At 47.1% G+C, this 13038-nt stretch carries 10 protein-coding genes; 4 read left to right on the forward strand and 6 right to left on the reverse strand.

Going from position 1 to position 13038, the window contains the following annotated elements:
• Positions 1 to 21 precede the first annotated feature (21 nt).
• The 4 genes from B067_RS0101760 to B067_RS0101775 all read left to right on the forward strand — a co-directional run bounded on the left by B067_RS0101760 (position 22) and on the right by B067_RS0101775 (position 6181).
• Positions 22 to 2388 (forward strand): TonB-dependent receptor, encoded by a 2367-nt coding sequence (locus B067_RS0101760; protein ID WP_205619931.1) that lies wholly within the window; start codon positions 22 to 24, stop codon positions 2386 to 2388.
• Positions 2389 to 2616: 228 nt separating this feature from the next.
• The gene (locus B067_RS0101765; protein WP_019528329.1) at positions 2617 to 4275 is read left to right on the forward strand and encodes a tetratricopeptide repeat-containing sulfotransferase family protein; all 1659 of its coding nucleotides are present in this window, start codon (positions 2617 to 2619) and stop codon (positions 4273 to 4275) included.
• 142 nt (positions 4276 to 4417) lie between these two features.
• Positions 4418 to 5401 (forward strand): homocysteine S-methyltransferase, encoded by a 984-nt coding sequence (gene mmuM, locus B067_RS0101770; RefSeq protein ID WP_156820723.1) that lies wholly within the window; start codon positions 4418 to 4420, stop codon positions 5399 to 5401.
• An 18-nt stretch (positions 5402 to 5419) separates the two neighbouring features.
• Positions 5420 to 6181, forward strand: coding sequence for a dimethylarginine dimethylaminohydrolase family protein (locus B067_RS0101775; RefSeq protein ID WP_019528331.1), 762 nt, complete (start codon positions 5420 to 5422; stop codon positions 6179 to 6181).
• 55 nt (positions 6182 to 6236) lie between these two features.
• Here the strand turns inward: B067_RS0101775 and B067_RS0101780 are convergent, their stop codons facing one another.
• The 6 genes from B067_RS0101780 to B067_RS0101805 form a co-directional block, all read right to left on the reverse strand.
• Complete coding sequence (locus tag B067_RS0101780; protein ID WP_019528332.1) at positions 6237 to 7481, reverse strand: HDOD domain-containing protein; 1245 nt, start codon at positions 7479 to 7481, stop codon at positions 6237 to 6239.
• A 131-nt stretch (positions 7482 to 7612) separates the two neighbouring features.
• Positions 7613 to 8491, reverse strand: coding sequence for a PEP-CTERM sorting domain-containing protein (locus B067_RS0101785; RefSeq protein WP_026244342.1), 879 nt, complete (start codon positions 8489 to 8491; stop codon positions 7613 to 7615).
• A 330-nt stretch (positions 8492 to 8821) separates the two neighbouring features.
• Positions 8822 to 9655 carry an ion transporter gene (locus B067_RS0101790; RefSeq protein ID WP_019528334.1) on the reverse strand — a complete coding sequence of 278 codons (834 nt, stop codon included), beginning with the start codon at positions 9653 to 9655 and terminating at the stop codon, positions 8822 to 8824.
• Positions 9656 to 9788: 133 nt separating this feature from the next.
• Entirely contained in the window at positions 9789 to 11186 is a 1398-nt protein-coding gene (gene sthA / locus B067_RS0101795; protein WP_019528335.1) for a Si-specific NAD(P)(+) transhydrogenase, read from the reverse strand.
• Between the two features lie 117 nt (positions 11187 to 11303).
• Entirely contained in the window at positions 11304 to 11942 is a 639-nt protein-coding gene (gene pdxH, locus B067_RS0101800) for a pyridoxamine 5'-phosphate oxidase (RefSeq protein WP_020700264.1), read from the reverse strand.
• 113 nt (positions 11943 to 12055) lie between these two features.
• Complete coding sequence (locus tag B067_RS0101805) at positions 12056 to 12925, reverse strand: HYR domain-containing protein (protein ID WP_019528337.1); 870 nt, start codon at positions 12923 to 12925, stop codon at positions 12056 to 12058.
• Positions 12926 to 13038 lie beyond the last annotated feature (113 nt).

Raw genomic sequence — 13038 nt, forward strand, 5'->3', positions numbered from 1 at the left:
ATATAATCAAAGGGGACACACATGAACTTTTCAAATACGACTAATACCTATAACAAAAGGACAAGGCAATATATAACCATGCCATTAGCGATGACAATATTCACGCTAAGCCCATTAGCAATGGCTATTGATGAGGCCAAACGACCGGCCTTAGAAGAAGTCATGGTAACCGCGCAGAAACGATCGCAAAATTTGCAAGACGTTCCTATCAGCATTAATGCATTAGGCACTGAAACATTAAAACGTTTAAACATTACCGATTTTGATGACTTCGCCAAAATGCTTCCCAGCGTCTCATACACTTCCATATCGCCCGGATTTGCCCAAGTTTATATGCGCGGCGTTGCAAGTGGTGGTGACGGCAACCATTCTGGATCCCAACCCAGTGTAGGTATGTATTTAGATGAGCAGCCTATTACCACTATACAAGGCGCCTTAGATATACATATTTATGATGTTGCTAGAGTAGAAGCCTTAGCTGGCCCGCAAGGCACGTTATATGGTGCCAGCTCGCAAGCAGGCACTATCCGTATCATAACTAACAAACCTGATGTCACTGAATTTAGTGCAGGGTATGCCATTGAGGGCAACCGCGTCGACAATGATGACACCGGCCATGTCCTTGAAGGATTTGTTAACATTCCTCTCTCTGATAAGGCAGCTGTGCGTATTGTTGCCTGGGATAAACATGATGCAGGTTTTATCGATAACGTAAGGTCAACACGTGTTTATCCTACATCAGGAATTGCTATAGACAACAGCTCAGCTATTGAGGACAACTACAATACCGCTGACACCACAGGTGCTAGGCTTGCTTTAAAAATTGACCTAAATGACAACTGGACCGTCACCCCCGCCGTGATGACTCAAAAACAAGATACAGAAGGAACATTTGCCTATGACGACACTATAGGCGTTGATAAAATAGCGCACAGCGCTAAAGAGTCTACAGAGGATGAGTGGACGCAAGCAGCGTTAACGGTGGAAGGTGTCATTGGCAATTTTGATTTAGTCTATGCAGGATCATATTTAGATAGAGAAGTTGATAGCGAATTAGATTATCAAGATTATGCTTTTTGGTATGACTCACTCTATGGCTACGGCGTATACTTTTATGATAACGCCAGCGACTACATAGACCCCTCCCAATATATTCAAGGCAATGATGGCTATCAAAAAGAAAGCCATGAGCTACGATTATCGTCGCCTCAAGAGGATAAACTCAGCTATGTAGTGGGCTTATTTTGGCAAGAGCAAAAACATGACATTACCCAACGCTATATAGTGGATGACCTTGCAGATATTAACGAAGTACCTGGCTGGGAAGATACTATTTGGCTAACTAGCCAAAGCCGTACCGATAAAGATAAGGCCATATTCGGCGAAGTGAGCTATGCCATTAATGATAAGCTAACCGCCACTGCTGGTGCACGATTCTTTGAGTCTGATAATAGCCTACGTGGCTTCTTTGGCTATGCTGAGAACTTTAGCTCCCGAACAGGTGTGGCGGCATGTTTTTCAGATGAATCCGTAGGCGGTGCGCCTTGTTTAAATTTAGATAAAAAAACCGATGAAAGTGACAACATCAAACGATTCAATTTAACTTACCAAATCGACGATGACAAAATGATATACGGCACCTTCTCTGAGGGCTACCGCCCTGGTGGCATCAACCGACGAGGAACCTTGCCTCCATACGTATCCGACTTTCTTACCAATTACGAGTTCGGCTGGAAAACCACATGGATGGATAGCAGGCTTAAATTTAATGGTGCCATATTCAAAGAAGAATGGGATGACTTTCAGTTTTCTTTTCTTGGAGCCAACGGTTTAACAGAAATAAAAAATGCTAACCAAGCAGAGATAATCGGCTTAGAAATGGACGCTGAATTTGCTGCCACTAACAACTTTACATTAACAGCTGGCATCGCATTTTATGACGCACAGCTGACTGATGTATACTGCGGCACTACTGACGCCCAAGGTAATCCCATAACGAACTGCGCAGTCCCACAAGCAGAAGATGGTGATCAGCTGCCTATTACTGCCGAAGTTAAAGGTAATCTCACCGCGCGCTATACCTTTGTTGCTGGTGGTTTCGATAGCCACTTACAGGCAGCTGTTGTTTATGAAGGGGAACGCGAGTCTGACCTACTTAAAGTAGAATCAGAAATATTGGGCCCTATGGACTCATATACCATTACCGATCTATCAGCGGGTATTAAAAATGAAAATTTTGCCGTTGAGCTGTACATCAAGAATGCTTTTGATGAAAGAGCTGAGCTATCAAAGTATTCACAATGTGCCACGACAACCTGCGGCGCTCAGGCGCTGATTACAACCAATCAACCGCGCACTATAGGGATTAGATTCTCGCAAGAGTTTTAAGCCCCCACAATCACCTAAGCAAGGCGCCCAAATAGTGCGCCTTGCTTATTCATCCCCCCCTTTCCCCTCCCCCTTCCCACCTCCGTTCACTTTTTAACCACCCATTTCTCAACAAACAGCTTAATATCTAAACAGACTACGCCACAAAGATAACTTTGCACCCGCCACCTTTAGTAAGGGATACTTATAATTGCCTGAGCGCATCACAATAATAAAACAGGAAGCACCATGAGCACCGCAACCAATAATACCGACGCACCCACTCTCGATAAGCTTATCGAGAGCGAACCCGCCCTGCCCGCCAGCGCCCAAAAACACCCTGAGTTGATTACCGCTGCCGAACACTTACTGCAGAGCGAGTTATTCAAAGCCGAAACCCTAATACGCGAGGTGTTAAAAAAAGACCCTGGCGATGTATCTGCCATACGTATGCTGGCGGATTTGGGCACTAGGCTAAACCGCTTTGACGACGCCAAGTTACTACTAGAGCGCTGCTTGCAGTTAGCCCCCGATTTTCATTTAGCCAGACAAAACTACGCCTCGGTATTAATGCGCAGCCAAAAGTTAGAGCAGGCCTTAACCGAGGCCGAAACCTTATTAGCCATAGAACCTAACAACGCCAACTACCTACTATTAAAAGCTACCATTTTGGTGCGCATGGGCGAGCACTTGGCGGCGCTGCCCATATACGAGCAGGTGTTTAAGCAATACCCCCATCAGGCCAAAGCGCAGCTCAGCTATGGCCATATATTAAAAACCCTAGGGCGAGTGGATGAAGCCGTTGCCGCTTACCGAAAAGTCATCACCCTTAGGCCAGCGCTAGGCGAGGTGTATTGGAGCCTAGCCAATTTAAAAACCTTTAGGTTTACCGATGACGATATAGCAACTATGCGCGAACAGGTCACCGAAGAAGGCGGTAATGCCGAAGATCAAAGCCACCTAGCTTTCGCCTTAGGCAAAGCCTTAGAAGATAAAAAAGACTTTAATGAATCCTTTAAATTTTACCAACGCGGCAATAATATACGCAGCATAGGCCACCCCTACAGCCCCGAAAAAAATATGCACAATGCCGTTAGGCAAATTCACAGCTGCACGCAGCCCTTTTTTGAACAGCGTAAAGGGCTGGGCTGCTCCGCCAAAGACCCTATTTTTATTGTCGGCCTCCCGCGCGCGGGCTCAACCTTGCTAGAGCAAATACTGGCCAGCCACTCGCAAGTAGAAGGCACCGCTGAGCTGCCCGATATTATTGCAATGGCGCGCAGGCTAGCAGGCAAGCTTAAAAACAAACCGGCGGGATTATATCCAGAGGTATTGGCGGAGCTAGCACCCGAGCAGTTTAAAGCCTTAGGTGAAAGCTATTTAAAAAGCACCCAAATACAGCGCAACGATACGCTTTACTTTATCGACAAAATGCCCAATAATTTTATGCACATAGGTTTAATTCATTTAATTTTACCCAATGCAAAAATTATTGATGCCCGACGTCACCCCATGGCCGGCTGCTTTGCCAGTTACAAGCAATTATTTGCTCAGGGCCAAACCTTCACGTATAAACTGGAAGACCTAGGCCACTACTATCGCAACTACGTTAATGTGATGGACCACTGGGAAAAAGTATTACCCGGCCGGGTATTACGTGTGCAATACGAAGATATGGTAGCGGATTCTGAAACACAAATTCGCCGCTTATTAGCTTATTGCGGACTGCCTTTCGAAGAACAATGCCTGCGCTTTTATGAAACTGATAGAGCCATACGTACCCCCAGCTCTGAGCAAGTGCGACAGCCCATATTCAAAGAAGGCCTAGAGCAATGGCGCAATTATGAGGCCCATCTGCAACCACTCAAGCAAGCCTTAGGGCCCATGTTAGAGCGCTACCCTATATAAAAAATCATCGACCTTGCCGCCGAGGGAATTGTAACGATTTTTTTACAAGCTTTATCAGGACAGCGTTAGCAAACTTGCATAAACTTGGCGGCTATCTTTTTCGAGCTATATTATTAACGCCTATAGCCTAGCGGTGATGACCATGCCTGATACCACTTTTGATCAATTACTGACTAGCGGCCAGCCTATAATTCTGGATGGCGGCTTAGCCACTGAACTAGAAGCGCAGGGCTATAACCTTAACTCTGCGCTGTGGTCGGCAGAATTATTACGCAATCATCCTCAGGCCATTACTGATGCTCACCGCGCCTATTATGAAGCCGGCGCCAACTGCGCCATTAGCGCCAGCTATCAAGCCACACTCAAAGGTTTTATGGGGCTGGGGTTAGACGCCGAGCAGGCACAGGATTTAATACTGTCATCAGTACGTTTGGCCATTGATGCCCGCGATGCCTATTTCGCTCAACACCCCGATAGTACTCACCCGCTATTAGTCGCCGCCAGTGTTGGGCCTTATGGCGCACCGCTGGGCGACGGCTCGGAATATACCGGTGATTACGGGGTTAATGACGCGGCCTTAGTGGCTTTTCACCAGCAGCGCTTACAGTGGTTAGACCACAGCGGCGCCGATGTTTTAGCCTGCGAGACCATACCCAGCTTACAAGAGGCTAAGGTTTTGCATGAGCTGCTAGCACAATGCCAAACGCCGGCCTGGATCTCATTCTCCTGTAAAGATGGCCAGCACTTAAACGACGGCAGCCCCATAGCAGACTGCGCGCGCTTATTTGCCCAACACCCCACGGTAAGAGCCATAGGGGTTAACTGCACATCGCCCTTGTATATTAATGAACTGATTAGCTGCATTAAGCAGGTTATTGAACAGACTGGCTCGCAGCTAGCGATAGTGGTCTACCCCAACTCTGGCGAACACTATCAGGCCAGTGATAATAGCTGGCACGGCACCTCCACCCCTATGGAGTGCGGGCTGGCGGCTGCCAGCTGGCAGCATAGTGGTGCCGCTATCATAGGCGGCTGCTGTCGTATGGGGCCAGAGCATATACGGCAAATTCAGCAACACTTACACTCTCTTTCTCACTCTTCTTCTCACCCAACTTCTAACCCTTAGCTTTTAGGTATTTTTTATATGTTTAGTCACGCCATAGTCAGAACCCCTTGCCCTAATTTAATTGCCGGCATTAGCACCGCCAGCCTAGGCCAGCCCGATTATCAGCTCGCCCTGCAACAGCATCAGCGCTATATAGAGGCGCTAGAGCAATGCGGCTTAGCGGTAACGGTATTACCCGCTGACAATGACTTCCCCGACTCCTGCTTTGTAGAAGACGCCGCTCTGTGCACCCCTAACTGCGCCATTATCACCAACCCCGGCGCAGCCAGCCGCCAAGGTGAAGTGGTTGATATGGCTAGGCATATACCCAGTTTTTATCAAGCTATAGAAACCATAGAGGCACCGGGCACAGTAGAAGCGGGCGATATTATGATGGTGGGTAACCACTACTACATAGGCCTATCAGCCAGAACTAACGAGCAAGGCGCGCAGCAAATGATTGCCCACTTAGTAAAGCACGGCCATAGTGGCTCGGTGGTGACGCTATCAGAAGTGTTGCACTTAAAAACCGGCTTAGGGTATTTGGAAAATAATAATCTGTTAGCCTGCGGGGAATTTTTAACCAAACCAGAATTTCAACAATACACCTTACTAGAGGTAGACCCCAGCGAGAGCTATGCGGCTAATTCGGTATGGGTGAATGATACGGTATTGGTGCCTGCGGGCTACCCCAAAACCCAACAGCTGATTGAGGATCAAGGCTATAAAACCTTGGCGGTAGATGTCTCAGAGTTTCGCAAAGTGGATGGCGGCTTAAGTTGTTTATCGCTGCGCTTTTAAGTGGCTTAATGAGTTATGTGCAGGCCATAGCAACCAGCACATAACTCGTATTCCATTAGCCTCCGTTTAATAGCGCTCTAATCTCAGCTAGCTGCTCCTCGCCTTCCTGAAAGATTTGATGGGTTTGCTCGGGGCTTAGCGCTATTTTCTGAAACGCCGGTATCGACGAGTCTTCATCGGCGGCAGGCATGCTGCCACCGCTCTGGGTAGCGTAGAGGGAGGCCACTTGCACCAAGCCGCAGTAATCCAAATCATCCTCGCCTTCGCTGTGGCGCAACCAATCACCATACTCTCTAGCCACCGCCACCAGCTCTGGCGCAAAATCCCACTTCTCTAATACCATGCCGCCGATATGACCACTGAGCAGCATAATCACCGTATCTAAATGCTGCTGATCGGTGCTCAAGTCATAAAAGTTATCCGCAAAGCTGATAATCACTAGCTCACCGATGCGATGTAATACACCGGCCAGCATGGCCTCATCTTCGTTAAAAATAGGTAAATGCTTAGCCAATACATAGCTGAATGCCGCGACCTCTATGCTTTGTCGCCACAACCGCTCCATGCGTTCTATGGCGGCATGGGAGTCGGACTTAAACAGTGACAAGACTGCAAAGCTGGTTACCAATTGCTTGGTGGTAATAATCCCTAAACGCGATATCGCTGCTTGGGTATTACTGCAGGGGGATACACCTCGGTACAGCGGGCTGTTAGCTGTTTTTAATAGTTTGGCAGCAATGGCTGGGTCGGTATTAACCAGCGCCGCTATATCGGCCAAGTTACTGTCTTTATCATCGGCTTTTTCACGAATTTTTAAGGCGGTCTCTGGCAAGCTGGGCAACACAAAACGCCCCGAGGCCAATTCCTGCTGAAACTCGTGCAATAAGATGCGGCCATCTTCCCCAGCCTGCGACTTCATATCTCCCACCACAAAACCGCCGGTTTCACTGTTCATGCCGCGCTGCAATTCATCTAATACTGACTTGCTCAGGGAAAAATACAAAATATCACTGGCCGCGATAGCCTTATACATTCTGGGGCGCAGCCGTGCTATGGGTAACTGCGCCCTACCTTCGCCAGCCTTTAAAACGTTTTCACGGCCATCTTTTGCCGCTAGGGCTATCTCTCCCTGCACCAAATAATATTCATCAATATCGATATCACCAACATCAAATAAAACAGTGCCCTTGGCCGCTTTTTCTATATCAATATAAATCGCCACATGCTCAAACAGCTCATGATCTAAACGATTAAAGGGGGAGAATTGCGCAATTAACGCTAATTTTTCACTGCTTTCCATAATTTACGGTTATCACCTAGTAAGTTGTTATTCACTATAGATGATAATAACGCTTACTACTCGTTAGGTTCAAAACAAAAAACCCGAGCTAGGCCCGGGTTTGATAGATTCGCTACTCATAATAGTCAATATTAGGCTTTCGCTTTTTTACGGCTCCAAGCTAAACTCGCTAAACCCAAACTCAATAGACCTAAACTACCGGGCTCAGGCACATTCCTAGTAATAGTTTCTTTCACCTTGATATTGACGAAGGCCGCCGTAAATGAATCAGCGGTTAAACCACCTGCGCGTAATTGAGTTAAATCCCAAGCTGCACCACCAGTGCCCAAAGCTAATGCGCCATAATGATCCCAGCTCAAATTACTACCAATATTACTACCATAGGCGCTAGCACAAGTTGTAAAGCCACCAGCACCATCGGCCTTATAGCCGGTGCCAGTACTATCCATACCCAAAGCGGTAGTATTATCACCACAATAAATACTGGAGTTAATCACCGCATTCAATAAAGCCTTGTCACTAGCAAGGCCGGCAGCTATAGAAGCATAAGATAGTCCACCATCGACAGTGTCTCTATCTTCATCGGTGACCAAGATAAGGTTTCTAATTGAGTTGGCCTGCGTGGTATAGCCCAGTGCAGTATCTATACCCGAGTAACCATCCTCAGTACCGCCGGTTAATACCAAAGTGCCCGTAGCAGTACCAAACTCTGCAGCAGTCCCCAAGCTACCACCACCGACTGTATGCTCATGGCCAGCATAATGAACACCACCGCTACCCGAGGTACCACCAAAACCTGTTAATCCATATTGAGCACTAAATGGGTCGACGCCCGCAGCTGCCGCCAGTGCCGTATCTAGTGAACTTATCATGCCGCTTAGCCAGGCATGCTCACCCGACATGGACCCTGACTCATCAACGACAGCGATGATATCTGTGGTAATAGCTGTAGCCATTACCGGTAATGCTGTAGACGCGAATACCGCCACAGCCAACTTAGAAAGTTTCATTTTATTGATCTCCTTTAAACTCTATTTTGCCAGAACAATACACCCTCATTGCTGGCTCGGAGTGTAAACAGAGCAAAAAATAGACCACTCTAATCATTCACAATAAAAAACAAATACTTAGCATTAAACGAGTTACATTAGCGTAAAGATACTCGACAGTTATAAAACCCCTTTCACCAATATTTAATATCTTTTTGTGATATAAAGCACTGCTGTTATTATTATTTATGTTCACACTTATTTCCTGTGACAGCCATCACAAATTTTATCTTTCATATGCATAAAAAAGTAGTTACGCCGCTAAATTAAACCTGATAATTTTTTCGACAGTTAGCGCTTATTTTTTAACAAACTTTCTATCACGTCTAATTGCGTTTTCATAACAGCGATTTTATCCGCCATATCCTCACGCTCTTTATGCGCCTGCGCCACATCCTTGCTATTTTGTTCGGCGCTCATCACTTCTAAAATAGTGCCTACCATCATATTTAAAAACACAAATGCGGTTAAAAATATAAAGGTTAAATAATACAGCCAACTAATGGGATAAACCGCCATGGTTTCATACATCACGTCGGTCCAGTCTTCAAAAGTCGCTATCCTAAATAGCGTAAGCATAGAAATGCTAACATCATCCCATAACACGGGATTGATATTTTGAAACATCAACGAGCCTATCGCCGCGTAAATATAAAAAATAATAAACATTAACAAGGCTATATAGCCCATGCGTGGAATAGCTTTTAATAAGGAGTTAATTAAAAACCGCAGCTCTGGCACCACCGACACCAAGCGCAACACCCTAAACACTCGCAGTAATCTGCCCACTAACACCGCATCGGCATTTTCCAGCGGCACTAGACTCCCCATCACCACCAAGGTGTCAAACACATTCCAACCATCAAAGAAAAAACGCTTTTTGTTTTCACACACCGCAAAACGCAAGCAAAGCTCTATCAAAAAAAATACTGTCACTGCCCAATCCAGCACCCACAGCGCTTGCTCGGCCATAGGTGGAATATCATAGGTTTTAGCCCCTATCATTAACGCCGACAGCACAATAATAAATATCACCAAGCCCTGAAACCACTGGCTGGATTCTAAAAATTGTAAGCGCCTTAAAAACGCCCATGAAGTAGGGGATTGCATAGCGGTATTTTTCATAGAGGTTTTACGCGTAGTACTTAGATGTTTATGGCGCCGAGAAACAGCACCATAGTAATAAAGAATGATAGATAAGGGGTAAAGCGGGCATTAGTACGCGGTTAACCTATGCTACTAATGCCGCCGTATTCTTTTAAAAACGATTCACTCTATGCAAACCATCTAGAGCCGCCACCCTATAGGCTTCGGCCATAGTGGGGTAATTGAATGTGGTTCTCACAAAATATTTTAAACTATTAGCCTCACCTTCTTGGCTCATCACGGCCTGGCCTATATGAATAATCTCTGAGGCTTCAGCACCAAAACAATGTATGCCTAATATTTGCAGGCTATCGGCGTGGAAGAGTATTTTCAACATACCCACGCTTTCACCCGAAATTTGTGCTCTGGCGGTATCTTTGAAGAAGGCTCTACCCACTTCATAAGGTACTTTCGCGGCGGTGAGTTCGCTTTCAGTTTTACCTATGGAGCTAATTTCAGGCAGCGTATAAATACCGGTAGGAGCCTCGGTAATAAAGCGGCTATTCTCACCACAGATATACCTAGCCACTGAGCGTCCTTGATCATAAGAGGCACTAGCCAAACTAGGCCACCCCACCACATCACCTATAGCAAAAATATTATCTAACGCAGTTTCATAACGCTCATTAACTGCTAGCTGGCCACGGTGATCCGCCTCTACACCTATGGCTTCTAGAGCCAAGGTATCGGTATTACCGGTGCGGCCATTACACCACAGCAAAGCATCGGCGTGTATGCGCTTGCCCGACTCCATCACCATAGTCACGCCATCGTCGGTGGCCTCTACGGCTTTATACTCTTCACCGTGACGCACAGTAACGCCACCCACGCGCAAGTGATAGCTGAGCGCGTCCGATATTTCATCATCCAAAAACGACAGCAGGCGATCGCGACTGTTGATCAAATCTACCTTCACCCCCAAACCAGAAAATATAGAGGCATACTCACAACCAATGACACCTGCACCGTAAATAATCAGCGTTTGTGGTGTGTGCCGCATGGTTAAAATACTATCACTGTCGTAAACCCGATCATGACTAAAGTCTACATTTTGCGGATTGTAGGGTCGTGAGCCGGTGGCAATAACTATTTTATCGGCGGTGATTTTTTCTACCGCGCCTTCACCGGTTTTAACATTGACGGTGTTAGCATCTTCAAAACTCGCCAGGCCTATGTGCAGGTGTATGCGGTTATGCACATAAAACTCTGAGCGCATATCGACTTGCCGCGGTATCACTTGCTCGGCCTGCTTTAGCACCTCGGGATAGCTAGGCCATAAGGCTTTGCCTGCACGGTGAAACAAGGGGTTACTGTTAAAACGTATGATTTGCTTGACCACATGACGCAGGGATTTGGAAGGAATAGTCCCTTTGTGGGTGCAGTTGCCCCCCACCATGCTATAGCTTTCCACCACGCCTACCTTCATACCGGCCTTGGCCGCAGTAATCGCAGCCCCTTCGCCCGCAGGACCCGAGCCTATCACTAACAAATCGTACTTATAAATCGGCATACAAAGAAAACTCTACTAATCAACAGAAATGAATGGGGGCAATTTTAACACAGCTACCAGCGCATTTGAGCGGGCTTGAGCTAAATGCATGAGTAGCACGGCACTTAGGGCGCTAGGTTAAGGTGCTAGGCGCTCTATAGACCAAGGGCCATCAGCCTGCCGGGTGTACTGAAAGCGGTCGTGCAAGCGACTGGCACCTCCCTGCCAAAACTCTATTTGCTGGGGCACTACGCAATAGCCTCCCCAAAAGTCGGGCAATGGAATATGGCCGTCAGCAAATTTGGCTTTCATAGCGGCAAATTGCTGCATTAATAAATTGCGGGTGGATACTGGCCGGCTTTGATGGGAAGCCCAGGCGGCCAACTGGCTTTCAGCGGGGCGGGATAAAAAATATTTGGCCGCTTGCGCCGCCGACACTTTATGGGCCACACCGCAGATTTTTACCTGTCGCTCCAAGGTATGCCAAGGAAAATGTAGGCTAATACGATTGTTCTGCGCCAAATCCTGCGCTTTACGGCTGCCAAAATTGGTATAAAACACAAAGCCTGCGTCAGACACATCTTTTAGCAACACGATACGCTGGGACGGCTGGCCCTCGCTATTCACGGTTGCCACCGTCATAGCGGTAGGGTCCTGCAGCTCAGCGTCAACCGCCTGCTGCAACCACAGGGAAAACTGATCAAAAGGATTGTCGCTGAGGTCTTTGCGGAGCAAGCCCCCTTGCAAGTAATCGCGACGTATAGCGTCTATGCCCATATAGCCCTCATATAATTCACCCAATAGTCTCTCAATAATGGGGGCGATTATACATCACCAAGCCTATCAATTAGTGATAATTAATAGGCTTGCTGACAGGATTAAACCAAAGCTTATTCTATAACTACTGACACCGTATTAGACAATACGCTGCTTATCCCATTGCTATCGTAAGAGGCTATAGAGAAGTGATAGGTATCGGCAACTTCTGGGTTGTAGACATAGCTATTTTCTGTCGGATTGGCAATATTGACCACACGATCGCTGCCACTTGTTTCAGCCACGATATAAAGATCATAACCACCCAGCTCGGTAATCGGCAGTGGCGAACCATCAGCTCGAGTAGCCGGGGGCTGCCAGTTTACGGTAATGGTACTAGGCTGCCAGCTAGGATTGTCTGGCTCTAACTCTACGCTATTAACTAGCACTAAAAAACTGGCCGTAACCGTATTGCCGGCTTGGTCCACGCTATTACACTGCACCGTGCTCTCACCTACACTAAACAAACTGCCCGATAATGGCATACAGGCCACGGCTGTATTGCCATCCACCAAGTCACTGGCAGACACCTGAAAATCCACGGCCACAGACGTCGCTGCTTCTGTTTCCAGCTGTATAGTGTCCGGTAAGTTTAATAGTGGCGGTTGGCTATCCAGCACATTCACCGCAAAGCTAGCCTGGCTTTGGTTACCCCTGCTATCTGCGGCCGTGCAAGTGACTATAGTCGTGGCCAATGGAAATAATGCCCCTGATGCAGGACTGCATGAATAACTGGGCTGGTCGTCCTTATTATCGCTAACGGTCACCGTATAAGTAACTACCGCACCAGCGGCCGATTCGGCCTCAACCGTCAGACCCGCAGGAACCTCTATAGAAGGCGCGGCTCTGTCCTTACCCCCTTTTTCACCGCTTTTACCCCCTTTGGCTGCCATAGCCTGATGAGACGACAACATTAACATGACTAATAAACAGACAATACGCATAACAAACTCCAACCACTGTGACTACTGGGCTAAAGTTTATAGAGATCAGCGACCCTAACAACTTGTGTTAGTAGCAAATGTGACACCGTGCCTAGTGGCTAGCGCTTAACGTG

It is taken from the genome of Dasania marina DSM 21967, from assembly GCF_000373485.1.
Classification (GTDB): Bacteria; Pseudomonadota; Gammaproteobacteria; order Pseudomonadales; family Dasaniaceae; genus Dasania; species Dasania marina.

Excerpts from the sequence above, each read along its gene's own strand:
- B067_RS0101765 (WP_019528329.1), top strand. The coding sequence starts at position 2,617 with ATGAGCACCGCAACCAATAATACCGACGCACCCACTCTCGATAAGCTT.
- sthA (WP_019528335.1), bottom strand. The coding sequence starts at position 11,186 with ATGCCGATTTATAAGTACGATTTGTTAGTGATAGGCTCGGGTCCTGCG.
- B067_RS0101775 (WP_019528331.1), top strand. The coding sequence starts at position 5,420 with ATGTTTAGTCACGCCATAGTCAGAACCCCTTGCCCTAATTTAATTGCC.
- B067_RS0101780 (WP_019528332.1), bottom strand. The coding sequence starts at position 7,481 with ATGGAAAGCAGTGAAAAATTAGCGTTAATTGCGCAATTCTCCCCCTTT.
- B067_RS0101790 (WP_019528334.1), bottom strand. The coding sequence starts at position 9,655 with ATGAAAAATACCGCTATGCAATCCCCTACTTCATGGGCGTTTTTAAGG.
- B067_RS0101760 (WP_205619931.1), top strand. The coding sequence starts at position 22 with ATGAACTTTTCAAATACGACTAATACCTATAACAAAAGGACAAGGCAA.
- B067_RS0101785 (WP_026244342.1), bottom strand. The coding sequence starts at position 8,491 with ATGAAACTTTCTAAGTTGGCTGTGGCGGTATTCGCGTCTACAGCATTA.
- mmuM (WP_156820723.1), top strand. The coding sequence starts at position 4,418 with ATGCCTGATACCACTTTTGATCAATTACTGACTAGCGGCCAGCCTATA.
- pdxH (WP_020700264.1), bottom strand. The coding sequence starts at position 11,942 with ATGGGCATAGACGCTATACGTCGCGATTACTTGCAAGGGGGCTTGCTC.
- B067_RS0101805 (WP_019528337.1), bottom strand. The coding sequence starts at position 12,925 with ATGCGTATTGTCTGTTTATTAGTCATGTTAATGTTGTCGTCTCATCAG.